Origin of the sequence: Streptomyces sp. NPDC002785 (assembly GCF_040295565.1) — a bacterium.
In the GTDB taxonomy this organism is placed as follows: domain Bacteria; phylum Actinomycetota; class Actinomycetes; order Streptomycetales; family Streptomycetaceae; genus Streptomyces.
In genome coordinates this window covers 1-25,054 of sequence record NZ_JBEOVN010000047.1, presented here as the reverse complement: position 1 = coordinate 25,054, position 25,054 = coordinate 1, and the positions used below count along the sequence as shown (strand labels likewise).

Here is a 25,054-nt window from a genome sequence, read left to right as displayed (position 1 = left end):
CGTCCAGGTCGTCGACTTCGGTGCCACCCCGGAGGGCCTGCCGGTCCTCAAGGCGCTGAAGATCTTCCACGGCCGTTCCGGGCAGCTCTACCAGCGCTACCAGGACGGCATGGAGGACCAGATCGGCGCCCTCGGCCTGGTCCTCAACGCCGTCGTGCTGTTCAACACGAGGTACATGGACGCGGCCGTCACCCTGCTGCGGGCGGACGGGTTCGACGTCCGTGACGAGGACGTGGCCCGCCTCTCACCGTTCGTGCGGCAGCACATCAACATGCCCGGCCGGTACTCGTTCCAGCTGCCCGACCTGCCCGGGGGCTTGCGTCCCCTGCGCGACAAGGACGCCTCCGACGACGAGTGAGCGCTCGCCCCGGTCGTCGTGGTCGCCACCACCTTGACCAGGGCCTCCGCACTGGCCAGCGGCCTGGAGGGGATCCCGGGAGTCGTCTCTCCGGCCGGGATCCGGACGACGTCCGCTACCGGTGGTGCGGCGGGTGTGGTGGCGGGGTCGGGATGGTGGCGATGCCGGGTGCGGTCTCGGGCCAGACCAGCAGGACGGGGCAGGGGGCGTGGTCGACGATGAAGCGGCTGGCGGGGCCGAGGCTGCGGGGGCCGAGGTGGGTGCGGTCGCCGTCGCGGGCGAGGATCAGCAGCTCGGCGCCTTCGGCGGCGGCGACGACTTCCCGCTCGATGCGGCCGGTGCGCTCGGTCCGGGTGCACTCGCGGCCCAGGGATTGCGCGGCGTCGGTCAGGAGCTGGCCGGCGGAGGCGGCCGCCAGATGTTCGACGCGGGTGCCGGGGTCGCGTTCGGGGTGGCCGCGGCCGAGCAGCCCGGCGAACGCGCCGTGTGCCGCGCCCGGGACGTCGGCCGGGGTGACATGGAGCAGGACGACGTCCGCACCCTCCGGGGCATGGGTGCGGGCGGCGTTCACGCAGGCGGGCCAGGTGCCCTCGACGATCCAGACCACCACAGCCATCCGGTCAGCCTCCTCCGATCGCGGTCAGTGAGACCCACAGTGCCAGTACCGCGGCGCACAGGCTGGCCGGTACGGCATACAGGCCGAGCCGGGTGAACTCTTTCAGCTCCACCTCGGCGTCGTGGGCGTGGACGATGCGCCGCCACAGCAGGGTGGCCAGCGAACCGGCGTAGGTGAGGTTCGGCCCGATGTTCACCCCGAGCAGTACCGCGAGAACGGCGCCGGGCCCGGACGGGGCGGTCAGCGGCAGCAGCACCAGCACCGCGGGCAGATTGTTGATCACATTAGCCAGGACGGCGGCCAGCGCGGCGATGCCCAGCAGGGCGGGCAGGCCGGTGCCGCCGGGGATCAGGTGGCCCAGGGCCGTGTCGAGACCGTTGTCGACGACGGCGCGGACCACGATGCCCAGGGCAAGGACGAAGGCGAGGAACGGCACCGCACTCGCGCGCACGATGGCAGTGGGCGTGGTGCGGCGCTGGGCCAGGGCGCGGACGGCGAGGACGGCGGCGCCCGCGAACGCCGCCCAGGCGGGATTGATGCCGAGCGCGGAGGTGAGGACGAACCCGGCCAGCGTGCACGCGACGGTGGTCAGGGCGAACACCGGCACCTCGCGCGGCTCGGCGGTGGCCGGGGCGGAGGCGCCGGCGTCCAGGTCGGTGGCGAAGAACCGTCGGAAGACGACGTACTCGACTCCGATGGCCACCAGCCAGGGCAGCACCATCAGGGCGGCGAAGCGGGTGAAGCTCAGCCCGCTCGCGGTGAACGCCAGCAGGTTGGTCAGGTTGGAGACCGGCAGCAGCAGCGAGGCGGTGTTCGACAGGTGGGTGCAGGCGTACACGTGCGGCCGGGACCGGGCCCCGAGCCGGGCGGCGGTGGCGAACACCACCGGAGTCAGCAGCACGATGGTGGCGTCCAGGCTGAGCACCGCGGTGACCACCGAGGCGAGGGCGAACACCTGCACCAGCAGGCGGCGCGGCCGTCCCGCCGCGGTGCGGGCCATCCACGCTCCGCACGCGTGGAACAGGCCCTCGTCGTCGCACAGCTGGGCCAGGACCAGCACGGCCGCCAGGAACCCGATCACCGGACCAAGCCGGGCGGCCTCGTCGGCGGCGTGGTCGAGTGAGATCGCCCCGGTAGCGATCACGAGGCCGGCGGCCGGGACGGCGACGACGGCCTCCGGCCAGCCGAACGGGCGGATGACCGCGCATGCCAGCACGACCACGAGAAGAACGGCGGAGAGGGACTCCGCCAGCGCAGTGTTCACCGCGCCATCTTCTCCGACCGGGCGGCTCGGCGGCCGGGGCGGCCGGCCGGGGAATCGCCGCGGTCTCCTCGGCTTCGGCCAGCGCCCGGTACAGGGAGGCGACCGAGGGGTGCTTGCCCACGAGCCTGCCGGTGACCCGTGTCGGAGTCACCGCCTGCTGTCGCCGGGCGCGAGCAGGCTGGTGACCTCGGCGATCGCTTCCGCCGAGGGATGGAAGTACTTGCGGACGTTCTCCGGCTTCTTGTGCCGGGACTTCGCCATCAGCATCAGCAGGCTCGCCCCGCCCTCGCCTAGGTGGGTGAGCCCGGAATGCCGCCACTCGTGCAGGTCCCAGCCCGTGCCGCTCTCGCCTCCGAGGGCGGTGTGTTCGTCCAGCAGCATGCGGGCCTGCCCGTACGACAGCCGGGCCAGGCCGGTGTCCGCGCACACGTCGCGGGCGCTGACGACCTTGCCGGGGCCGGGCTTGCGGTGGGTGGTGAACACCGGCCCGCGCGTACGGCCCTTGAGCAGGCGGGGCAGCAGCCGGGCGGTCCCGGCGTCCCAGTACACGGGCTCCAGCACGAAGTCCTCGCGCACCGCGCCGCGGCGGCGGGTGCGCGGCCGGGCGCCCTTGGCCTTCACCGGGGCCCGGCGGCCGGCCCGGTCCAGCTCCTCGATGTTGACGCCGAGGATCTCCTCCGCCCGCGCGCACGTCTCGTAGAGCATCCGCCACAGGGTCTTCTCCCTCAGGTGGACGTCGCGGCGTGCGATGAGCCGGTCGATCGCCATCTTCGAGCGGGCCGGGGTCTCGGAGTCCGGCGGGGTGAGCCGCTTCGCCCATATCGGCACCTTCGGGCCGTCGTAGCCGCGCTCGCCGCACCAGCCGAGCCAGGACAGCACGGAGGCCCGCCGGCGTCCGCCGGACGAGCCGAGGCCCGTCCGAGGGTGATCCGCCGGACAGGCCCCAGTCACCCCGCTACGCCCGCGTCTTCGCAGCCGCGCCCGCCCAGTGGCACGCCACCTGTGTCCGGCCGCCGCCCGCAAGCACCGGCAAATCCTTCGTACGGCACGCGTCCGCGACACCCGCCCGCTCGGCCTCGCCCGAGGCCAGCACCTGGCAGCGGGCGTGGAACCGGCACCCGGACGGCACCCTGGACGGGTCCGGCGGCTCACCGGTCAGAATCACCGGATCGGTCTCGGCCTCCGGCAGCACCGACAGCAGCGCCTGGGTGTACGGGTGTTGCGGAGCCGTCAGGATCTGTTCCACGTCGCCGGTTTCCACGATCCGCCCGAGGTACATCACCGCGACCCGGTCGGCGATGTTCCACGCCAGGCCGAGGTCGTGCGTGACCACCAGTGCGGACAGGCCCAGTTCGTTCCGCAGCCGCAGCAGCAGGGCCAGGATCTCGCCGCGTACCGAAGCGTCCAGCGAGGCCACCGGCTCGTCGGCCACGATGAGCTCCGGCTCCAGCACGAGTGCGCCCGCGATCACGACCCGCTGGCGCTGACCGCCCGACAGCTCGTGCGGATAGCGCAGGAAGAACCGCTCGGGAGGCCGCAGCCCCGCCCGCGACAGCGCCTCGGCCACCGCCGCCCGCTCGTCCCCCGCGTACCCGTGGATCCGCAGGCCCTCGGCGACGGCGTCGTACACCGTGTGCCTCGGGTTGAGCGAGCCGCTGGGGTCCTGGAGCACCAGCTGGACCCGCTTGCGGTACGCCTTCAGCGCCCGGCTCGCATAGTCGAGCGGCTGCCCGCCGAAGGTGACCTGCCCGGACGTCGGCGGGACCAGGCCCAGCAGCGAACGCGCCAGCGTGGTCTTGCCGCAGCCCGACTCGCCGACCAGGGCAACGATCTCGCCGGGCCGGATGTCCAGGTCGACGCCGTCCACGGCACGCGCCGGGGCGGCCCCGCGCCGGCCGGGGAAGGTGACGTTCAGCCCCTGGGCACTGAGCAGGGGAGTGGTGGTGCTCATGATGTGCTCCTTGCTTCCTCGGCACCCGGCAGGGCCAAGGCCGCGGCGGCCCCCGGCTCCACCAGCACACAGGCGGCCCGCCGCTTCGGCCCCGCGTCCCGCAGCTCCTGGTCCTGCGTCGTGCAGGAGTCCAGGGCCACCGTGCAGCGCGGGTGGAAGGTGCAGCCGCCGGGCAGCGCCGACGGGTCCGGCGGATCGCCGGGCAGCCCGCGGGGCGCGAACCGGGAGGCCGGGTCGCCGATGCGCGGAAAGGCGCCGGACAGGGCCTTGCCGTACGGATGGTGCGCGTTCTCGTATACCTCGGACGCCGGGCCCTCCTCCACGACCCGGCCCGCGTACATCACCGCGAGCCGGTCGCAGGTGTCCGAGAGCACCGCCAGGTCATGGCTGATCATGATCAGGCCGAGGTCCTGCTCGGACACCAACTGCTCGATCAGCCGCAGGATCTGGGCCTGGATCATCACATCGAGAGCTGTGGTCGGCTCGTCCGCGATGATCAGGCCCGGATCGCAGGCGAGTGCCATCGCGATCATCACGCGCTGCCGCTGCCCGCCGGAGAGCTCGTGCGGATAGGCGTCCGCGCGGGCGGCCGGCAGCCCCACCTGTTCCAGGAGTTCGCCGGCCTTCTTCGCCGCCCCGGCCTGCGTCGCCTTCTTGTGCAGCAGGATCGGCTCGACGATCTGCTCCCCGATGCGGTGCACCGCGTTGAGGGAGTGCATCGCGCCCTGGAAGACGATCGATGCCCCCGCCCAGCGCACCGCCCTGACCTGTCCCCACTTCATGGCGAGGACGTCCTCGCCGTTCAGCAGGATCTCGCCGGAGACCTTCGTGCCGGCGGGCAGCAGCCGCAGCAGCGCGAGCGCCAGTGTTGACTTCCCGCAGCCGGACTCGCCGGCGATGCCGAGCTTCTGTCCGGCGTCGACGGTGAGGTTCACGCCGCGGACGGCCTGCGCCCCGCCGGCGTACGTCACCGTGAGGTCCCGTACGTCGAGGAGCGGTGTCTTGCGGATGCTCGTCGTACTCAACGGGCCACCCCCAGCTTGGGATTGAGGACGGACTCGATGGCGCGGCCGCACAGCGTGAACGCCAGGGCCACCACGGCGATGGCGATGCCGGGCGGTGCCAGGTACCACCAGTCGCCCGCGCTCACCGCGCCCGCCTCGCGGGCGTCCTGGAGCATGCCGCCCCAGGAGGTGGTGGTCGGGTCGCTGAGGCCGAGGAAGGCCAGGGTGGCCTCGGTGAGGATGGCGCTGGAGATCACCAGCGTGGTCTGCGCGAGCACCAGCGGCATCACGTTCGGCAGGACGTGCCGGACCATGATGTGCCCGTGGCCGCCGCCCAGGGCGCGGGCGCGCTCGATGTACGGGCGGGACTCCACGGCAAGGGTCTGGGCACGGACCAGCCGGGCCGTGGTCGGCCAGGTCGTGACGCCGATCGCGATGATGACCGTCCACATCGAGCGGTCCATCACGGTGGCGAGCGCGATCGCGAGGACCAGGGTCGGCATCACCAGGAACCAGTCGGTGATCCGCATCAGGACCGTCGAGTACCAGCCGTGGAAGTGCCCCGCGACGATGCCGACGACCGTACCGATGGCGACGCACAGGAACGCCGCGAGCAGGCCGACCGTCAACGAGACACGGGTGCCCCACACCAGCAGGGCCAGCACGCTGCGGCCGAACTGGTCGGTGCCGAGGGGGAATTCACCGCTCGGCGACTCCAGCGCGCCACCGGGGGCGCCGGTGACGCTCTGCGAGTCGGCGCCGACGAGCTGCGGCGCGAACAGGGCGACCAGCGCGATCAGGGCGAGCGCGCCCAGACCCCACAGTCCGCTCCTGTGACTGCGGTACTCCCGCCAGAAACGGGCGATGGACCGGCGCTTGCGCGCGCGGGCCAGGGCGCGCGGATTCTGCGCGGCCTCCGCCTTTGTGGGCGTGGGCATGGATTCGCCTCTCATCGGCCCACCCGGGGATCGAGCAACGGATAGAGCACATCGGCAAGGGTGTTCGCCAGGATCACCGCGGTGGCGAAGATGAAGAACAGCCCCTGCACGAGCGGGAGATCGGGCACGCTGAGTGCCTGGTAGAAGAGGCCGCCGAGGCCCGGCCAGGAGAACACCGTCTCGACCAGGATCTGTCCGGCGACCACATGCCCGAGGTTCACGAACATCAGCGTGAAGGTCGGCAGCATCGCGTTCGGCACGGCGTGCTTGCGGCGCACGACGTCGTCCCGCAGCCCCTTCGCGCGGGCCGTCGTCAGATAGTCGCTGCCCATCTCGTCCAGCAGCGAGGAGCGCATCACCAGGAGCGTCTGCGCGTACCCGACCGCGACCAGTGTGATGACCGGGAGGACCAGGTGGTGCGCTACGTCGAGGATGTACGCGAGTCCGCTCTCGCCGCCCGTTTCCATTCCGCCCGTCGGGAACATTCCGGGGATCGGTCCGATGCCCACCGAGAAGACGATGATCAGGAGCAGGCCCAGCCAGAACGACGGCACCGAGTAGAGCGTGAGCGCGAACGCGGTGTTGAAGCGGTCACTCATGGAGCCGTTGCGCCAGGCGGTTCGGGTGCCGAGCCAGATGCCGAGCGCGGTGTAGAGGACGTACGACGTGCCGGTGAGCAGCAGGGTCGCCGGAAGCGCCTCGGTGATCTTGTCGATGACGGGCGCGTGGAACTGGAACGAGGTGCCGAAGTCGCCTGTGAGGGCGTCGCCGACGTATGTGGTGAACTGCCGCCACATCGGCTGATCGAGGCCGAACTGATGCCGGAGCGACTGGAGTTGTTCGGCAGAGACGGGGCGGCCGCCCGTCATCTGCTTCACCGGGTCGCTGGGAATGAGCCGGAAGAGGAAGAAGCTGGTGACCAGGACCGCGAACAGGGAGACGGCCGCTCCCGCGATCTTGGCCGCCACGTACTGGAGGTAGGCCTTGGTGTTACGCGCCCGTGGGCCGCGGGCGGCCGACGGCCCGGCCTGAGCCGGACCGTCGGTGCCTGAACGTGTTCCCGCACCCCGGACGAGCGACTGAGTGCTTTCAGCTGTCGTGACTCCTCCTCCCCGCAAGCGGGGCGGCTCCTCACTCGGTTCCATGGAACCTCATGACGGCCAAGCCCTGACCGCTGCCCGTGGGCAGGGTTCGAGTGTACGGCGCCGCTTCGCGAAGGCGGCTGTTTCCGCAGGGACCCGGGGATACGAACTTATTCACGGTCGTCCACCGTGTTTCGCCGACGGGCGCCGAGGAAGATCCCGCCGCCGATGACGACGAGCGCGACGACGACGATGCCGATGACGACACCGGTGGAGTCGGAGCCACCGCCGGAGCTGTCCGAACTGCTGCTGCCTGCCGGAACGGCCGACCACCAGCTCCAGTACCCGTCCTGGCCGTAGATGTTGCCTGCCGCCTGGGGCATCGTCGTGATCGACTTGATCTGGTCGGTGCGGTAGGCCTCGACCGCGTTCGGGTACGCGATGACACTCATGTACCCGGAGTCGTACAGCCACGACTGCATCTGGTTGACGATGTCCGCGCGCTTGGCCGGGTCGTACTCGGCGAGCTGCTTCTTGTAGAGGTCGTCGTACGTCTTGTCGCAGATGAAGTTGTCGGTGGCGGCGCTCTCCTTGGCCTTGGCGGGCAGCGCGTCGCAGGTGTGGATGCCGAGGACGAAGTCCGGGTCCGGGTTGACGGACCAGCCGTCGAAGGCGAGGTCGTACTCACCGGCGTACCAGGGCACCGAGACGTCGTCGAGGCAGTCGACCTTGAGGCCGATGCCGAGCTTGCCCCACCACTCCTTGAGGTACTTGCCGATCGCCTTGTCGTTCGGGTCCGTGGCGTGGCACAGGATGCGCAGGTCGAGCGGCTTGCCGTCCTTACCGACGCGCTGGTCGCCCTTGAGCTTGTAGCCCGCCTCGTCGAGGAGCTTGGCCGCCTTGGCCGGATCGTAGGCGAGGCTCTGGTCGGCGGACGGCTGCCAGTGGTACGCCGAGAAGCGCGGCGGGATGTAGCCCTGGCCCTCGACGGCGTGGCCCTGGAAGACCTTGTCGATGACGGTCTTGCGGTCGATGGACAGGAAGAGGGCCTGGCGCACCTTCTGGTCGAGAAGGGCCTTGTTGCCGTTGCCGAACTTCTTGCCGTCCTTGGTCTGCGCGCCCGGGTTGGTGGCCAGTGCGAAGAATCGGCGGCCCGGGCCCTCGTTGACCTTGACGTTCTTCTCGCCCTTGAGGGACGCGGCCTGAGCGGGTGTCAGGGCGGGGGAGCCGGCGACGAAGGAGACCTCGCCCTTGCGCAGTGCGGCGACCGCGGCGTCCTGGTCCTTGTACGTCTTGAAGACCAGCTCGTCGAACTTCGGCGTTCCGCGCCAGAAGTTCTTGTTGGCCTTGAGCTTCACGTACTGGTCGACCTTGTAGTCGGTCAGGATGAACGGCCCGTTGCCGACGATCGGGAACTTCGTGTCGTTGTTGAACTTGGAGAAGTCACCGACCTTCTCCCAGACGTGCTTCGGCACTATCGGCACGTCGAGCGCGGCCATGGTGGCCTGCGGCTCCTTGAGCTGGATGACCAGCTGCGTCGGGCTGGGCGCCGTCACCTTCTTGAAGTTCGCGACGAAGCTGCCGTTGGCCTGCGCGGCGCCCTCGTCGGTCATCATCTTGTTGAACGTCCACGCCGCGTCCTCGGCGGTGGCCTGCTGCCCGTCCGACCACTTGGAGTCGGACCGGATGGTGTACGTCCAGGTCAGCTTGTCCGCCGACGGCTCCCACTTGGTGGCGAGGCCGGGGATCGCGTGGTTGTCCTTGGTGTCGTAGTTCGTCAGGAAGTCGTACATGAGCCGGCTGATGCTCGTGCTCATCAGCCGCTGAGCGAGGAACGGGCTCAGCGAGTCGACGCTCTGTGCGACGGCGACGGTCAGCGTCGACTTGCCGCTGTCGGCCGCCTGCGCCTGCTGTGGCGCGGCACCGAGGGGTACACCCGGGACGATGGAACCGGCGGCCAGTGCCAGAGCGGCGGCACCGGAGGCCAGAAGCACACGCAGACGTGAGCGTGGCTGAGCAGACAGTGGTGGAACTCTTTCGACCATGGTCAGGGACCTCGCGTCATGACTCGCACGGAGAAGGCGGGTTGATCTGTGGTTCGCCAGCTGGTGAAGCGAAGGTTTATCAGCGGTGGTCGAGCCGCGTCAACGGTCATTGAAACGGCGTGTGGTCTGCGGGAATGCGATGAGGGCCCGCACCGTGGAGACGGTGCGGGCCCTCATTGGTTTAGACCTCTGTCGCCTTACTGTTGAGGCGCTGGCGGCGGCTGCTGCTGCCAAGCGGCGGGCGGTACGGGACCCTGCAGTTCGGGCGGGATCGGCTGACCGGGTTGACCGGGCCGGCCCGGCTGACCGTGCTGCTGCTGGTGAGGCGGCGGCGGTCCGGCCGGGCTCGCCGCGGACTGGGCCTGGGAGGGCAACGACTGCTGCCAGCCGTTCTGTTGCACTCCGGGGCCGGGCTGCGGGGGGTACGGCTGCGGGGGCTGCTGCCCGCCGTGCGGCGGCTGTTGCGGCAGCGGATACGGCTGCTGCGAGTACGGCTGTTGCTGCTGCTGCGGGGCGTAACCCTGCTGGCCGGGCATCGGCGGGGCGTACTGCGGGGGCGGGCTGGAGCCGTCCGATGTCCACAGCCCCTGCTGCTGCTGGGCGCGCGCGAAGTCCTCGGCGACCATCGCGGAGAGGTTGAAGTACGCCTCGCGGGTCTTGGGGCGCATCATGTCGAGATCGACCTCCGCACCGGCCGCCAGATGCTCGTCGAACGGTACGACGACCACGCCGCGGCAGCGCATCTCGAAGTGCTGCACGATGTCATCGACCTTGATCATCTTGCCGGTTTCACGGACACCCGAGATGACGGTGATGGAGCGCTGCACGAGCTCCGCGTACCCGTGCGCCGACAGCCAGTCCAGTGTGGTGGACGCACTTGACGCACCGTCGACCGACGGTGTCGAGATGATGATGAGCTGGTCGGCGAGGTCCAGCACTCCGCGCATCGCGCTGTAGAGCAGACCGGTGCCCGAGTCGGTGAGGATGATCGGGTACTGCTTGCCCAGCACATCGATCGCGCGCCGGTAGTCCTCGTCGTTGAACGCCGTGGAGACCGCCGGGTCCACGTCGTTGGCGATGATCTCCAGACCGGAGGGCGCCTGCGAGGTGAAGCGGCGGATGTCCATGTACGAGTTGAGGTACGGGATCGCCTGGACCAGGTCACGGATGGTGGCCCCGGTCTCCCGGCGCACCCGGCGGCCGAGCGTGCCCGCGTCCGGGTTGGCGTCGATGGCCAGGATCTTGTCCTGCCGCTCGGTGGCCAGGGTCGAGCCGAGTGCGGTGGTCGTCGTGGTCTTGCCGACGCCGCCCTTGAGGCTGATGACCGCGATCCGGTAGCAGGACAGCACGGGCGTACGGATCAGGTCGAGCTTGCGCTGCCGCTCGGCCTCCTCCTTCTTGCCGCCCAGTCTGAAGCGGGACGCGCTGGACGGCGTACGGCTGCTCTTCGCCTTCTGCTTGCCCCGGACCAGCCGGTCGGAGGAGAGCTCCACGGCCGCCGTGTACCCGAGCGGGGCGCCGGGCACGGAACGCTCGCGCTGGTCGTGGGTGACCGGGGTCGGCCAGGCGGTGCCGGTGCGCGGGTCGACGGGCTGTCCCTGCGGTTGTTGCTGCTGTGGGGGCTGGGGGTGGGCCGGTTGCTGGGGCGCGGGCGGCTGCGGGGCGACCTGCGCGGGCAGATGGGGCGTGCCCTGGACCGGCTGCTGGGACGCCTGGGGGACCTGAGGCGGCAGGGGCGCGCCCTGCTGCGCGGGCCACTGGGGTGCCTGCGGCTGCTGGGGCTGCTGGGGCGCTTGAGGAGGCTGCGGGAATCCGTAACTGCCCTGCGGCGGTACTGGTGCCTGCGGCGTCTGGGGCGTCTGAGGGGGCTGCGGGAACCCGTAACTGCCCTGCGCCGGTGTCTGCTGCGCGGGGGGAGCGGGCTGCTGCGGGAATCCGTAACTGCCCTGCGGCGGTACTGGTGCCTGCGGCGTCTGGGGCGTCTGAGGGGGCTGCGGGAACCCGTAACTGCCCTGCGCCGGTGTCTGCTGCGCGGGGGGAGCGGGCTGCTGCGGGAATCCGTAACCGCCCTGCGGCGGTACCGGTGCCTGCGGCTGTTGGGGCGCTCCGGCATGCGGGAATCCGTAGCCGCCGGGCGCCTGGTCGGCCGGGGTCCGAGCGGGCCACTGCGGCGCCGACTGGGGCGTGGAGGGCTGCGGCGTGGCGGGTTGGAACGCGGGCGGCAGCGGCGGCAGACCGCCCTGCGGCGGCGCCTGGGTCCAGGGGGTCGGCGCTGCGGGTGCCTCGGCGTCCTGCGGTGCGTCGGGGGGCGGTACGTCCTGGGGTGCCGCATCCGTGACGGCGTCCGAGGGCACGGAGCCCTCCGGTCCGCCGGCACCACCGCTCGTGACGCCGCCCGGAGCTTCGGCAGGCGCCGCGGTATCGACATCGGAATCCGCGGCGGCGGCGCCGTTTGGTTCCTCGCCGGTCGCGTCCGCCGCCTGCGCGGAACCGGAATTGGAGGTTTCGCTCTCGTCAGCACCGTCAGCACCGTCAGCACCGTCAGCACCGTCAGCACCGGCACCCACGGAACCGGAGCCCGAACCCGAGACGTCCCCGTCTGCGTTCTTCGACGCCTCCTCGCGCTCCTCGATCTCCCGCTTCAGCGCGGCCGGTGAGAACCGCATGGTCGCGCCGCTCTCCACATCACCGCTCCCGAACGGGTCCGTCATCCCGTCAGGAGCCCCCGCCGCTGCCCCCTCCGCAGGAGCAGGAGAAGGAGCGGAGTCACTCGCCGCTGAATGAGCAGGAGCAGGAGCAGGAGCAGGAGCAGGAGCAGGAGCAGGAGCAGGAGCAGGAGCAGGAACGGGCGGCGCCGGAGCCCAGTTGGGGTCGAAACCGCCCCCGGCCTGCGGCGCGGGCACGGACAACGGCGCCCCGTTGGGCGGCGGCGGCGCCAGGTGTGATCCGGCACCACCCGACGAGTCCCCCGGCGCGTTCTGCGTGTACCAGGCGGGCGGGGTGTAGTCGATGGTGAACTCACCCGTCATCTCGGCGGGCTCCGCGTCGGACGACTCGTCGACGGGCTTGTTCCGGCCCCCGCGGATCTCGTCCCGATCGCCGTTCACTTTGCCTCCTGGTGTGGTCGAGCACCCTTGTGCCGTGGTGGGTGGGGGCGACCGTTTCCGTTGTCCGATCCGCCCGGCTCTCCCCCTTGGGACGCGCATCGCCTGCCCGCAGGTTCTTCTGTCGCGCCCCGACCCACCCTAATCGTCATCGGGCTCACTGCGGCAGGCCGTTCCTCTCGGCAGAAACTGTCCAGTAGGCCACGCACCGTCCTCAAGTGCCCCGAGTACGGCAGCGCGCACGGTCCGAAGCGGTCAACTCGGTACATACCCAGGCGCAGTGAGAGGGTGGCCGTCGTGTCCGGACAGCCACCCTCTCAACCGCCCCTCGCCTACGTGAGGTCGAACTCGCCGTCCCGTGCGCCCAGGACGAAGGCGCGCCACTCGGCCTCCGTGTACCGCAACACGGTCTCCGGTTCCAGTGACGAGCGCATCGCGACCGCGCCGCCCGGCAGATGCGCGATCTCGACCCGTTCCTCGACGTTCTCGGTCCCCGGTGCGCTCAGCCACTCCACATCCGAGATGTCGAGGGCGTAGAGCTCTTCCTTTTCCTGCTGGGTGCCCATGTCGGCGTCCCTTCGATCGAACCGTGTCGTTTCCCGGCCATCCTCCCTGGAAGCGGCAGGCCCGGGGTTGCGAACGAAACAGTATTCAGTCCATCCGGCGAGCAGTGCCCAGCAGGCCGTTCTCGATATCCGTCGCGCTGGTCATCACCCAGTGGCGCTCGCGGCCCGCCACCCAGAGCGTGACACCGTCCGCCAGGGCCCTCCTGCGCCGCTTCCCTGAGGTCCAGCACCACGTGGCTGCCGTCCTCGCCGACGCCGATCGGGACGCGCAGCCGCTCCGCCCGGGAGCGGGCCCGCCAGATCCTGCTGACGTCGATCGAGGCCACGTCACCGAGGTTCAGCAGATCGGTGAATTCGGGATTGACGAGCAGCGGTTCGTCGTCGTCCCCGCCCGAGGCCGCATGGAGCGGCGCCAGTTGCCGGGCCAGTGCTTCGGCGGCCTCATGACTGAGCAAGCCGGAAGGCCGTCGTAGACCAGCCCGTGCCCGGACTCCAGTTGCAGCGAATGGGGGGTGCACCACGACGGACAGGCCGCCGTGTGCCCCGTTGACCTCACCCGGTACGACTCGACGACCGTCACGCACTGGAGGCCCTCGGCCGCAAGGAGCGTCGACACCGGCGATACGGACTGGCCGTCGAGCACAACGACGACATGAGGCTGGTCCACGAGCGGCCGGCCATCGGGCTGGAAGCGCGGCCGGCTGTCGAGCCGGCCCGCGAGCATCTCCTCCGGCTCCGCGATGCTGGTGGTGATCAGGCGGCGGCTGCCGGCGCCGTCGACGAAGTCCGGGGCCTGGACGTGCGGAAGCCACTTCGCCCATTCCCGGCGCGGGACAGCGTCCTGGCCCGTCGCGATGGCGATGACCAGATCCTCGGGGGAGCGCAGCGAGGCGAGCGCACCGACCATCGCACGGGCCGTGGACGGACGGCCTCCGCTTCGCCGCTGATTGTCAGGTGGTAGAAGGCGCGCAGCGAGACCGTCATGGGCAGGCCGTCCAGCGTGCTGTGCGTCGTCAAGAACTGCTGCATCGCCCCCGCGGGCGCCGTCGTCCTGATCACTGCCATTGGGCTGAGCGTGCCGCGCAAGGGAGTCACCCCGTTCTGGGGCGCTTCCTGGAGATCGCCGAAGCGTGCGTGCTCCTGACGCCGATGCCCCTGTGCCTCGCCGTTTTCGCTCTTTACCACTCGATCCGCGCCCTCACCAGCTGACCCTGCGGGCCCGCCCGGCCAAACCCGGCTCAGCCGGGCAAAAGCCAGCCCGTGGGGCGATCGAGGACAAAGCCGCCTCCCGGTCGCTCCCGGGCCACCGCACCCCGGCCGAACCGGCTGCGCCGGACTGGTACGCTGTGTAACGGCCGTTTGTGTACGCCCTTCCGGATCATGCTGGAAGCTGCGCTCATCGGACCTTCGCCTCCGAGTCATGGAAGCTCCCCTGCGATCAAGACCAGGGGCACTCGTGGGCGCATCGAACATCAAGAGGAGTACGCGTGCCGCTCGACGCCGCTACGAAGAAGCAGATCATGTCCGAGTTCGCCCAGAAGGAGGGTGACACCGGATCCCCCGAGGTCCAGGTCGCGATGCTCTCCCGCCGGATCTCGGACCTGACGGAGCACCTCAAGACGCACAAGCACGACCACCACTCCCGTCGTGGTCTGCTGATCCTGGTCGGCCAGCGTCGCCGCCTCCTTCAGTACCTGGCCAAGAAGGACATCCAGCGCTTCCGTGCGCTGGTCGACCGCCTCGGCATCCGCCGCGGTGCGGCCGGCGGCGCCAAGTAGTTCGCCGTGAAGGGAGCGGTTCCCACCACTGAGGGGGCCGCTCCCTTTGTTGTACGTACGATTGTGCGTACGCACACATATCCGGGAAGTGGCGGGCCCGCCCGCACCACCGGAATGCCAAGCTGAGCCGAATCTCAGTAACCTGGTCGGAGAACGACCAACAGACGAGCGAGAAGCAGACCTCCCCGCCGCCGGTCCTCGGTAGTGGCCCCCGGACTCATCGACCCGGGTGCTTCGATCGAAGACCGGCCCGCCGATGGAGGGCTTCTCCGCTACCGTCCCCCGCCACACGGGCGTGGGGGCGAGAAGACGATATGTATCGGAGAAAACGCTAGTGGAGAACGAGACCCACTACGCCGAGGCCGTTATCGACAACGGAACCTTCGGCACCCGCACCATCCGCTTCGAGACGGGCCGCCTGGCCAAGCAGGCCGCCGGCTCCGCCGTTGCGTACCTGGACGACGACACCATGGTGCTGTCGGCCACCACGGCTTCCAAGAAGCCCAAGGACCAGCTCGACTTCTTCCCCCTCACGGTGGATGTCGAGGAGCGGCAGTACGCCGCGGGCAAAATCCCCGGCTCCTTCTTCCGTCGTGAGGGCCGGCCCTCCGAGGATGCGATCCTCACCTGCCGCCTCATCGACCGCCCGCTGCGCCCCTCCTTCAAGAAGGGCCTGCGCAACGAGATCCAGATCGTCGAGACGATCATGGCCCTCAACCCCGACCACCTGTACGACGTGGTCGCGATCAACGCCGCCTCCTGCTCCACGCAGCTGGCCGGCCTGCCCTTCTCCGGCCCGGTCGGCGGCACCCGTGTCGCCCTGATCAAGGGCCAGTGGGTCGCCTTCCCGACGCACACCGAGCTCGAGGACGCCGTCTTCGACATGGTCGTCGCCGGTCGCGTCCTGGAGGACGGCGACGTCGCGATCATGATGGTCGAGGCCGAGGCCACCGAGAAGACCATCCAGCTCGTCAAGGACGGCGCCGAGGCCCCGACCGAAGAGGTCGTCGCCGCCGGTCTCGAGGCCGCGAAGCCCTTCATCAAGGCCCTCTGCAAGGCCCAGTCGGACCTTGCCGCCAAGGCCGCCAAGCCCACCGGCGACTTCCCGGTCTTCCTGGACTACCAGGACGACGTCTTCGAGGCGCTCGCCGCCGCCGTCACGTCCGAGCTGGCCCAGGCGCTCACCATCGCCGGCAAGCAGGACCGCGAGGCCGAGCTGGACCGCGTCAAGGAGATCGCTGCCGAGAAGCTTCTCCCGGCCTTCGAAGGCCGCGAGAAGGAGATCTCGGCCGCGTACCGTTCGCTGACCAAGAAGCTGGTCCGCGAGCGCGTCATCAAGGACAAGGTCCGCATCGACGGCCGCGGTGTCACGGACATCCGTACGCTCGCCGCCGAGGTCGAGGCCATCCCGCGCGTGCACGGCTCGGCGCTGTTCGAGCGTGGCGAGACCCAGATCCTGGGCGTCACCACCCTCAACATGCTCCGCATGGAGCAGCAGCTGGACACCCTCTCCCCGGTGACCCGCAAGCGCTACATGCACAACTACAACTTCCCGCCGTACTCCGTCGGTGAGACCGGCCGCGTGGGCTCGCCCAAGCGCCGCGAGATCGGCCACGGTGCGCTCGCCGAGCGCGCCATCGTGCCGGTGCTGCCGACGCGCGAGGAGTTCCCCTACGCGATCCGCCAGGTCTCCGAGGCGCTGGGCTCCAACGGCTCGACGTCCATGGGCTCGGTCTGCGCCTCCACCATGTCGCTGCTGAACGCCGGTGTGCCGCTCAAGGCCGCCGTCGCCGGTATCGCCATGGGCCTGATCTCCCAGGAGATCGACGGCAAGACCCACTACGTCGCCCTCACCGACATCCTCGGTGCGGAGGACGCCTTCGGCGACATGGACTTCAAGGTCGCCGGTACGAAGCAGTTCGTCACCGCGCTCCAGCTCGACACCAAGCTCGACGGCATCCCTGCCTCGGTCCTGGCCGCCGCGCTGAAGCAGGCCCGCGACGCCCGCCTCCACATCCTCGATGTGATGAACGAGGCCATCGACGTCCCGGACGAGATGTCCCCGAACGCCCCGCGGATCATCACCGTCAAGATCCCGGTGGACAAGATCGGTGAGGTCATCGGCCCCAAGGGCAAGATGATCAACCAGATCCAGGAGGACACCGGCGCCGACATCACGATCGAGGACGACGGCACCATCTACATCGGTGCCGCCGACGGACCGGCCGCCGAGGCCGCCCGCGCCACGATCAACTCGATCGCCAACCCGACCATGCCGGAGGTCGGCGAGCGCTACCTGGGTACGGTCGTCAAGACCACCACCTTCGGTGCGTTCGTGTCCCTCATGCCGGGCAAGGACGGTCTGCTGCACATCTCGCAGATCCGCAAGCTCGCCGGTGGCAAGCGCGTGGAGAACGTCGAGGACGTGGTCGGTGTCGGCACCAAGGTCCAGGTCGAGATCGCCGAGATCGACTCCCGCGGCAAGCTCTCCCTGATCCCCGTCATCGAGGGCGAAGAGGACGAGAAGAAGGACGATGCCGCCAAGTGACGTCCCGTAGTTCCGTGACGACGGCCCGCGCCTCCTCGAAGGCGCGGGCCGTCGCCCGTACCCAAACGCTTCTCAAGGGCACCAACGGCATCGGTACGGTCCGCCGCACCGTCCTTCCCGGCGGTCTGCGGGTCGTCACCGAGACCCTGCCCTCCGTCCGCTCCGCCACCTTCGGGATCTGGGCCAACGTCGGATCACGCGACGAGACCCCCACCCTGAACGGCGCGACGCACTACCTCGAACACCTCCTCTTCAAGGGCACCGCCAAGCGCAGCGCCCTCGACATCTCCGCCGCCATCGACGCGGTCGGCGGCGAGATGAATGCCTTCACGGCGAAGGAGTACACCTGCTACTACGCGCGGGTCCTCGACACCGACCTGCCGCTGGCCATCGATGTCGTGTGCGACATGCTGACCGGCTCGCTGATCACCGCCGAGGACGTCGACGCCGAGCGCGGCGTCATCCTCGAAGAGATCGCGATGACCGAGGACGACCCGGGTGACTGCGTGCACGACCTGTTCGCGCACACACTGCTCGGCGACACCCCCCTCGGCCGCCCGGTCCTCGGCACCGTCGACACCATCAACGCGCTCGACCGCGGCCGGATCGCCCGCTTCTACAAGAAGCACTACGACCCCACGCACCTGGTCGTCGCCGCCGCGGGCAACATCGACCACGCCACGGTCGTACGCCAGGTCCGCAGGGCCTTCGAGCGCGCGGGCGCCCTGTCCCGCACCGACGCCGTCCCGGTCGCTCCGCGTGCGGGCTCCCGCACCCTGCGCACCGCGGGCCGCGTCGAGCTGCTGAACCGCAGGACCGAGCAGGCCCACGTCGTCCTCGGCGTGCCCGGCCTGGCCCGCACCGACGACCGCCGCTGGGCGCTCGGCGTACTCAACACCGCTCTCGGCGGCGGCATGAGTTCACGCCTGTTCCAGGAGGTACGGGAGAAGCGCGGCCTCGCCTACAGCGTCTACTCGTACACCTCGGGCTTCGCGGACTGCGGACTCTTCGGCGTGTACGCGGGCTGTCGGCCCAGCCAGGTCCACGATGTCCTCAAGATCTGCCGGGACGAGCTCGACCGGGTAGCGTCCGAAGGGCTGAGCGACGAGGAGATCGGCCGCGCCATCGGGCAGCTCTCCGGCTCCACGGTCCTGGGCCTGGAGGACACCGGCGCACTGATGAACCGCATCGGCAAGAGCGAACTGTGCTGGGGCGACCAGATGTCGGTCGACGACATGCTGGCCCGGATAGCGCAGGTCACCCCCGATGACGTACGCGCGGTGGCGGGAGAGGTCCTCGGACACCGCCCCTCGCTCTCCGTCATCGGCCCGCTCAAGGACAAGCAGGCCGACCGCCTCGATGAAGCGGTCTCCTAACTCCACCCGTAAGGAAGCAGAGCAATGAGCAAGCTGCGCGTGGCCGTTCTCGGCGCCCAGGGCCGTATCGGATCCGAGGCGGTACGAGCCGTCGAGGCCGCCGACGACATGGAGCTGGTGGCCGCCCTGGGGCGCGGCGACAAGCTGGAGACCCTCGCGGAATCCGACGCCCAGGTCGTCGTCGAGCTCACCACCCCCGCGTCGGTGATGGGCAACCTCGACTTCTGTATCCGGCACGGCATCCACGCCGTCGTCGGTACGACGGGCTGGTCCGACGAACGGCTCGCGCAGCTGAACACCTGGCTCTCCGGCTCCCCGGAAACCGGTGTGCTCATCGCGCCGAACTTCTCCATCGGCGCCGTCCTCACGATGAAGTTCGCGGAGCAGGCCGCCCGCTACTTCGAGTCCGTAGAGGTCATCGAACTGCACCACCCCAACAAGGTCGACGCCCCCTCGGGCACCGCCACCCGCACCGCCGAGCTGATCGCCGAGGCCCGGAGGAAGGCCGGCTGCGCCCCGCAACCGGACGCCACCACCACGGCCCTGGACGGTGCCCGTGGCGCGGACGTCGACGGAGTCCCGGTCCACGCGATCCGGCTCCGCGGCCTCCTGGCCCACCAGGAAGTGCTGCTCGGTGGCGAGGGCGAGACGCTCACCATCCGCCACGACTCCCTGCACCACAGCAGCTTCATGCCGGGCATCTTGCTCGGCACACGCCGCGTGGTGACCACTCCCGGCCTCACATTCGGCCTGGAACACTTCCTCGACCTGAACTGACTGAGCCCTGCCATGCGCGCAAAGATCACTTACTTCGTCACCGCTGCCGTCCTGGTCTTCTACTTCGCCCTGGTCGGCAGCCGTGGCGTCCTGCTCATCCAGCACGGCACGCTGCTGACAGTCACCTTCGGGGTCGCGGTGCTGATCCTGCCGGTGATCGGTATCTGGTTCCTCTGGAAGAACACCCAGTTCGTGGCGCGGGCCAACGCGCTGGCCGCGGAACTGGACGCGGAGGGCGGCCTGCCGGTCGACGAGCTGGTCCGCACCCCGTCCGGCCGTATCGACCGCGCTTCGGCCGATGCCGTGTTCGCACGCCGCCGCGAGGAGACGGAGGACTCCCCGGACGACTGGCGCTGCTGGTTCCGCCTGGCCGTCGCCTACCAGGACGCCAGGGACACCCCCCGCGCCCGAAAGGCCATGCAGCGCGCCATCGCTCTGCACACCAAGCCCACCCAGCCCAGCACACCCTGACCCGGGCCGGTGGGCCGTCCGACCAAATCAACAAGCCCGTCCGGCCAAAGCAAGCCCGTCCGGCGCTTGAGGACAGAACGGCCACCGGACGGCCCCGGTAACCACACGCTCAGTCCCGCCGATACTCGTCCCCCCACGCCTCGACCGTGTCGGCCGCACGGTCGAATGCCTCACCCCGCGCCAGAAAATCCGCATTGCTGTCGGTGAGCAGGGGCGTAATCGCCTCGCCCCCCTGGCGTACGACGATCAACGCCTGCCCCTGCACCGTGCGCGGCAACCCGAGCCACTTCACCGGCTGCTGCACCGTACGGACGGCCGCGACGCGGTTCCACGGCACGGTCGTCGTCGTCAAGAAGCCGACTCGGCGCACGCCGTGCCGGCTCACCCAGGCGCCGACCCGCAGCAGCCGCAGGGCACAGCCGATGACCACGACGGTCAGCCCCAGGCACGCGGCGGCACCCGGCATCGCCCCGGCGAACGCGGTGATCATCCCCGCGAGCAGGATGAACGACACGAGTAGCAACAGGGCGGCCGCAGCCGCGACCCGCCAGGGTCCTGGGCGGTACGGACGCCGCCAGCTGTCGTGGTCGTCGAACGGCAGCGCGATGTCCTCAGCGCTCGCGTCAAACGCGCGGTCGGCCGTCAGGAAGGGCAGGGGCACGACTGATCCTCACTCACAAGCACGCTCGATTGCTGTGCCCGGTGAGGCTACCGAGGAGGCCGCCGACCAGACCACCCCAGGGGGTCCGTAGGAGTCAGCGTCCGTGGCCGGCCTCGGTCTGCTGGGTGTGCGACGGCCCCTGGGCGGGGCTCAGGGCGGGCAAGCCGAGGATCAGCGACCCGACGAGACCTGCGACGACCGTCAGCCCGACAAGGGAACGGCCGGCCAGCTGGGAGGCGGTGGTGCGCTCCCGCGGGGGCGGGGTGACGTTACTGCGGAATCGGTCGGCCTCGGCTACGAACGAGAACGGGACGGATTCACGCCGGCGGAACATGAGGAAACTCTCCTTGAACTCTCTAACGGATGCTGCTACCGAGTCAGACGCACGGCAGACCCGTTCGGTGCCCCGAATTGCCGAATTCGTCGAAGAATTCCCTGCACGACCGTTCCGGCCGTCGGTGTCAGTGGCGGCCCGTAGAGTGGACGCCGCCCGAGCGAAGCAATTGGAAGGACCCCGCCGGTGACCGAGACCCCCGAGCCCGCAAAGCCCAGCTTCCGCAGCGATGTCACCGTTGACCTGGTGAAACACACCGCAGGCGACTCCGACGTCCTGTTCGCGGCCCGTGTCTCCACGGCCGGTGAGCAGTCCCTGGAGGAGGTCACCAAGGACCCCGAGCGGTCCAAGGGGCTCATCAACTACCTGATGCGTGACCGGCACGGCAGCCCGTTCGAGCACAACTCGATGACCTTCTTCATCAGCGCCCCGATCTTCGTGTTCCGCGAGTTCATGCGCCACCGCGTCGGCTGGTCGTACAACGAGGAATCAGGCCGCTACAGGGAGCTGGAACCGGTCTTCTACGTTCCGGGGGAGTCCCGCAAGCTCGTGCAGCAGGGCCGCCCCGGCAAGTACGAGTTCGTCGAGGGCACCCAGGCCCAGCAGGAGCTCACCGGCCGCATCATGGAGGACTCCTACCGCCAGGCGTACGAGGCGTACCAGGAGATGCTTGCCGCAGGAGTGGCCCGAGAGGTCGCCCGCGCGGTGCTCCCCGTCGGCCTGTTCTCCTCGATGTACGCCACATGCAACGCCCGCTCGCTGATGCACTTCCTCGGCTTGCGCACCCAGCACGAGCTGGCGAAGGTGCCGTCCTTCCCTCAGCGGGAGATCGAGATGGTCGGCCAGCAGATGGAGGAGCACTGGGCCCGGCTCATGCCGCTCACCCATGCAGCCTTCAACAAGAACGGACGCGTAGCCCCGTAAGCGGTGTCCGTATTGCGGCGTTTCGTGAAGTTCATCTAGGCTGATCAAACGGACCCGGCACTGCTTGAACCCCCGAGCAGGCAGTGCCGGGCTCCTACTGCGTGTCCCCCCGAGGGGGCATAGGGCGCCGAGCAACGAGTAGCGTGTTACCCATGGCTCCGATCTCCACTCCGCAGACCCCCTTCGGGCGGGTCCTCACCGCTATGGTCACGCCCTTCACGGCGGACGGTGCACTCGACCTCGACGGTGCCCAGCGGCTCGCCGCCCATCTGGTGGACGCAGGCAATGACGGCCTGATCGTCAACGGCACCACCGGCGAGTCCCCGACCACCAGCGATGCGGAGAAGGACCAGCTCGTAAGGGCTGTACTGGAAGCGGTGGGAGACAGGGCCCACGTCGTCGCCGGCATCGGAACCAACGACACCCGCCACAGCATCGAGCTCGCCCGCACGGCCGAACGCTCCGGTGCCCACGGCCTCCTCGCGGTGACGCCGTACTACAACAAGCCGCCGCAGGAAGGCATCTTCCGCCACTTCACGGCCATCGCCGACGCCACCGGTCTGCCGGTGATGCTCTACGACATTCCCGGCCGCAGCGGTGTGCCCATCGACACGGAGACGCTGGTACGGCTCGCCGAGCACCCGCGCATCGTCGCCAACAAGGACGCGAAGGGCGACCTCGGCCGTGCCAGCTGGGCCATCGCCCGGTCCGGCCTCGCCTGGTACTCCGGCGACGACATGCTGAACCTGCCACTGCTCTCGGTCGGCGCCATTGGATTCGTCTCCGTCGTCGGCCATGTCGTCACCCCGGACCTGCGGGCCCTCATCGAGGCGTACCTCGGCGGCGACGTCCAGAAGGCCACGGAGATCCACCAGAAGCTCCTGCCGGTCTTCACCGGCATGTTCCGTACCCAGGGCGTGATCACCACCAAGGCCGCGCTGGCCCTTCAGGGCCTCCCCGCGGGCCCCCTGCGCCTTCCTCTGGTGGAACTCACCGCACAGGAAACGGCGCAGCTCAAGATCGATCTCGCCGCCGGTGGGGTAGAGCTGTAACCACAGACTTCACAACTGAATAAGCGAAGAACACTCGCAAGAGTGACAACACCGACAACAGCAAGTGCACGAATGACATGCGCGCCACGTGCCCAAGCGGTACGTGGCGTGCGTGGTAAGGAGAGTCTTTTGAGTCATCCGCATCCCGAACTCGGCACCCCGCCGAAGCTCCCGAAGGGCGGCCTCCGGGTCACCCCGCTCGGCGGCCTCGGCGAAATCGGCCGCAACATGACGGTCTTCGAGTACGGCGGCCGCCTGCTCATTGTCGACTGCGGAGTTCTCTTCCCGGAGGAAGAGCAGCCCGGAATCGACCTGATCCTGCCGGACTTCACCACGATCCGGGATCGTCTCGACGACATCGACGGGATCGTCCTCACGCACGGCCACGAGGACCACATCGGTGGTGTCCCGTACCTGCTGCGACTGAAGCCGGACATCCCCCTGATCGGCTCCAAGCTGACCCTCGCGCTGATCGAGGCGAAGCTCCAGGAGCACCGCATCCGTCCGTACACCCTCGAAGTCGCGGAGGGCCAGCGCGAGCGCATCGGCGTCTTCGACTGCGAGTTCATCGCGGTCAACCACTCCATCCCGGACGCTCTCGCGGTCGCCATCCGCACACCTGCGGGCATGGTCGTCGCGACCGGTGACTTCAAGATGGACCAGCTCCCGCTGGACGGCCGGCTCACCGACCTGCACGCGTTCGCCCGGCTGAGCGAGGAAGGCATCGACCTTCTCCTCTCCGACTCGACCAACGCGGAGGTCCCCGGCTTCGTGCCACCCGAGCGGGACATCTCCAACGTCTTGCGCACGGTCTTCGCCAACGCCCAGAAGCGCATCATCGTGGCGAGCTTCGCCAGCCATGTGCACCGCATCCAGCAGATCCTCGACGCGGCACACGAATACGGCCGCCGGGTCGCCTTCGTCGGGCGCTCGATGGTCCGCAACATGGGCATCGCCCGTGATCTCGGCTATCTGAAGGTCCCCGCGGGCCTGGTGGTCGACGTCAAGACCCTCGACGATCTGCCGGACGACGAGGTCGTGCTGGTCTGCACGGGATCCCAGGGCGAGCCGATGGCCGCGCTGTCCCGTATGGCCAACCGCGACCACCAGATCCGCATCGTCCAGGGCGACACGGTAATCCTGGCGTCGTCCCTGATCCCGGGCAACGAGAACGCCGTCTACCGCGTGATCAACGGCCTGACCCGCTGGGGCGCCAATGTCGTCCACAAGGGCAACGCCAAGGTCCACGTCTCGGGCCACGCCTCGGCCGGCGAGCTGCTGTACTTCTACAACATCTGCAAGCCGAAGAACCTGATGCCGGTCCACGGCGAATGGCGCCACCTCAGGGCCAACGCCGAACTGGGCGCCCTCACCGGTGTACCCAAGGACCACATCGTCATTGCAGAGGACGGTGTCGTCGTCGACCTCATCGACGGCAAGGCCAAGATCGTCGGCAAGGTCCAGGCGGGTTACGTATACGTCGACGGCCTCTCGGTCGGCGATGTCACCGAGACCTCTCTCAAGGACCGCCGCATCCTCGGCGACGAGGGCATCATTTCGGTCTTCATCGTGGTCGACAGCACTTCCGGCAAGATCACGGGCGGTCCCTACATCCAGGCCCGTGGCTCCGGTATCGACGACTCGGCATTCAACGCCGTCGTACCGAAGATCGAGGAAGCGCTCAACAAGTCCGCCCAGGACGGCGTGATGGAGCCTCACCAGCTCCAGCAGCTCGTCCGCCGCTCGGTGGGCAAGTGGGTCTCCGACACCTATCGCCGGCGACCGATGATCCTTCCCGTCGTCGTCGAGGTCTGACCCCGACAGACGCGAACTCCGGAGCGGGGCCCCCGATTTGCATCGGGGGCCCCGCTCCAGTACGTTTACGGCTCCGCCTGACCGGGAAACACCGCGCACACTCATGTGCCCTGGGAACCCCGAACGGGCGGGAATTTCGACTCAGAACTTCTGATAAAGTCGGATCAGCCGAAAGGTAAAGGCCACTCCAAAGGCCACCGGAATTCAAATTCGGACCGGAAACGGAACGAAAAAGAATCTGGTAAGGTTGGAACCGCCGGAAAGGGAAACGCGAAAGCGAAGAACTGAAAAGCAGCCCCGCTTCGACCGGGAATCGGACACGAAAGAGTCTGATAGAGTCGGAAACGCAAGACCGAAGGGAAAAGCCCGGAGGAAAGCCCGAGAGGGTGA

Annotated in this window: 19 protein-coding genes and 4 pseudogenes; 10 read left to right on the top strand and 13 right to left on the bottom strand. The window is 69.2% G+C overall.

Features of this window, described 5'->3' with window-relative positions; translation table 11 throughout:
* Nucleotides 1-52 precede the first annotated feature (52 nt).
* Nucleotides 53-358: pseudogene (locus ABTZ94_RS37840) on the top strand (Tn3 family transposase); the annotation flags it as partial.
* A gap of 115 nt (nt 359-473) precedes the next feature.
* Here ABTZ94_RS37840 and ABTZ94_RS14395 read toward each other — a convergent pair.
* The 11 genes and pseudogenes from ABTZ94_RS14395 to ABTZ94_RS14345 form a co-directional block, all read right to left on the bottom strand.
* Nucleotides 474-974, bottom strand: coding sequence for a universal stress protein (locus tag ABTZ94_RS14395; RefSeq protein WP_351200927.1), 501 nt, complete (start codon nt 972-974; stop codon nt 474-476).
* Between the two features lie 4 nt (nt 975-978).
* A complete protein-coding gene (locus tag ABTZ94_RS14390; protein ID WP_351200925.1) occupies nt 979-2,238 on the bottom strand; it encodes an SLC13 family permease in 1,260 nt (419 codons plus the stop codon).
* A 147-nt stretch (nt 2,239-2,385) separates the two neighbouring features.
* Nucleotides 2,386-3,129 (bottom strand): annotated as a pseudogene (locus ABTZ94_RS14385) (site-specific integrase); the annotation flags it as partial.
* A gap of 64 nt (nt 3,130-3,193) precedes the next feature.
* Entirely contained in the window at nt 3,194-4,189 is a 996-nt protein-coding gene (locus ABTZ94_RS14380) for an oligopeptide/dipeptide ABC transporter ATP-binding protein (protein ID WP_351200923.1), read from the bottom strand.
* Nucleotides 4,186-5,214 (bottom strand): ABC transporter ATP-binding protein, encoded by a 1,029-nt coding sequence (locus ABTZ94_RS14375; protein ID WP_351200921.1) that lies wholly within the window; start codon nt 5,212-5,214, stop codon nt 4,186-4,188. The genes ABTZ94_RS14380 and ABTZ94_RS14375 overlap by 4 nt, the downstream gene beginning before the upstream one ends.
* A complete protein-coding gene (locus ABTZ94_RS14370; RefSeq protein ID WP_351200919.1) occupies nt 5,211-6,131 on the bottom strand; it encodes an ABC transporter permease in 921 nt (306 codons plus the stop codon). The genes ABTZ94_RS14375 and ABTZ94_RS14370 overlap by 4 nt, the downstream gene beginning before the upstream one ends.
* Nucleotides 6,132-6,142: 11 nt before the next feature.
* Entirely contained in the window at nt 6,143-7,276 is a 1,134-nt protein-coding gene (locus ABTZ94_RS14365; RefSeq protein WP_351200917.1) for an ABC transporter permease, read from the bottom strand.
* 107 nt (nt 7,277-7,383) lie between these two features.
* Nucleotides 7,384-9,258 carry an ABC transporter substrate-binding protein gene (locus tag ABTZ94_RS14360; protein WP_351200915.1) on the bottom strand — a complete coding sequence of 625 codons (1,875 nt, stop codon included), beginning with the start codon at nt 9,256-9,258 and terminating at the stop codon, nt 7,384-7,386.
* A 197-nt stretch (nt 9,259-9,455) separates the two neighbouring features.
* The gene (locus ABTZ94_RS14355) at nt 9,456-12,365 is read right to left on the bottom strand and encodes an SCO5717 family growth-regulating ATPase (protein WP_351200913.1); all 2,910 of its coding nucleotides are present in this window, start codon (nt 12,363-12,365) and stop codon (nt 9,456-9,458) included.
* Nucleotides 12,366-12,694: 329 nt separating this feature from the next.
* Nucleotides 12,695-12,928, bottom strand: a complete 234-nt coding sequence (locus ABTZ94_RS14350) for a DUF397 domain-containing protein (protein ID WP_327272584.1) — start codon at nt 12,926-12,928, stop codon at nt 12,695-12,697.
* 149 nt (nt 12,929-13,077) lie between these two features.
* A pseudogene (locus ABTZ94_RS14345) lies at nt 13,078-13,966 on the bottom strand (type VII secretion protein EccC); the annotation flags it as partial.
* Between ABTZ94_RS14345 and ABTZ94_RS14340 the strand changes: the two are divergent.
* From ABTZ94_RS14340 to ABTZ94_RS14315, 6 genes and pseudogenes are all read left to right on the top strand, one after another.
* A pseudogene (locus ABTZ94_RS14340) lies at nt 13,959-14,137 on the top strand (type VII secretion integral membrane protein EccD); the annotation flags it as partial. The pseudogenes ABTZ94_RS14345 and ABTZ94_RS14340 sit on opposite strands and share 8 nt — an antisense overlap.
* Nucleotides 14,138-14,415: 278 nt before the next feature.
* Nucleotides 14,416-14,706 carry a 30S ribosomal protein S15 gene (gene rpsO, locus ABTZ94_RS14335; RefSeq protein ID WP_003965855.1) on the top strand — a complete coding sequence of 97 codons (291 nt, stop codon included), beginning with the start codon at nt 14,416-14,418 and terminating at the stop codon, nt 14,704-14,706.
* Between the two features lie 334 nt (nt 14,707-15,040).
* A complete protein-coding gene (locus ABTZ94_RS14330; protein WP_351200911.1) occupies nt 15,041-17,254 on the top strand; it encodes a polyribonucleotide nucleotidyltransferase in 2,214 nt (737 codons plus the stop codon).
* On the top strand, nt 17,251-18,630 hold the full coding sequence (locus tag ABTZ94_RS14325) for a M16 family metallopeptidase (protein WP_351200909.1): 1,380 nt from the start codon (nt 17,251-17,253) through the stop codon (nt 18,628-18,630). The genes ABTZ94_RS14330 and ABTZ94_RS14325 overlap by 4 nt, the downstream gene beginning before the upstream one ends.
* A 24-nt stretch (nt 18,631-18,654) precedes the next feature.
* Nucleotides 18,655-19,407, top strand: a complete 753-nt coding sequence (gene dapB, locus ABTZ94_RS14320) for a 4-hydroxy-tetrahydrodipicolinate reductase (protein ID WP_351200907.1) — start codon at nt 18,655-18,657, stop codon at nt 19,405-19,407.
* 12 nt (nt 19,408-19,419) lie between these two features.
* Nucleotides 19,420-19,878 (top strand): tetratricopeptide repeat protein, encoded by a 459-nt coding sequence (locus ABTZ94_RS14315; RefSeq protein ID WP_114247001.1) that lies wholly within the window; start codon nt 19,420-19,422, stop codon nt 19,876-19,878.
* 109 nt (nt 19,879-19,987) lie between these two features.
* Here ABTZ94_RS14315 and ABTZ94_RS14310 read toward each other — a convergent pair whose 3' ends face one another.
* Nucleotides 19,988-20,539, bottom strand: a complete 552-nt coding sequence (locus ABTZ94_RS14310; protein WP_351200904.1) for an SCO5741 family PH domain-containing membrane protein — start codon at nt 20,537-20,539, stop codon at nt 19,988-19,990.
* Nucleotides 20,540-20,633: 94 nt separating this feature from the next.
* Nucleotides 20,634-20,873, bottom strand: coding sequence for a hypothetical protein (locus ABTZ94_RS14305; RefSeq protein ID WP_351200902.1), 240 nt, complete (start codon nt 20,871-20,873; stop codon nt 20,634-20,636).
* 186 nt (nt 20,874-21,059) lie between these two features.
* On the opposite strand from ABTZ94_RS14305, the gene thyX reads away from it, so the two are divergent.
* The 3 genes from thyX to ABTZ94_RS14290 all read left to right on the top strand — a co-directional run bounded on the left by thyX (nt 21,060) and on the right by ABTZ94_RS14290 (nt 24,664).
* A complete protein-coding gene (gene thyX / locus ABTZ94_RS14300; protein WP_351200900.1) occupies nt 21,060-21,797 on the top strand; it encodes an FAD-dependent thymidylate synthase in 738 nt (245 codons plus the stop codon).
* A 152-nt stretch (nt 21,798-21,949) separates the two neighbouring features.
* Nucleotides 21,950-22,849 carry a 4-hydroxy-tetrahydrodipicolinate synthase gene (gene dapA, locus ABTZ94_RS14295; protein ID WP_351200898.1) on the top strand — a complete coding sequence of 300 codons (900 nt, stop codon included), beginning with the start codon at nt 21,950-21,952 and terminating at the stop codon, nt 22,847-22,849.
* A 129-nt stretch (nt 22,850-22,978) separates the two neighbouring features.
* Nucleotides 22,979-24,664: a ribonuclease J gene (locus ABTZ94_RS14290; RefSeq protein ID WP_351200896.1), complete on the top strand. Its 1,686-nt coding sequence runs from the start codon at nt 22,979-22,981 to the stop codon at nt 24,662-24,664.
* Nucleotides 24,665-25,054: the final 390 nt, after the last annotated feature.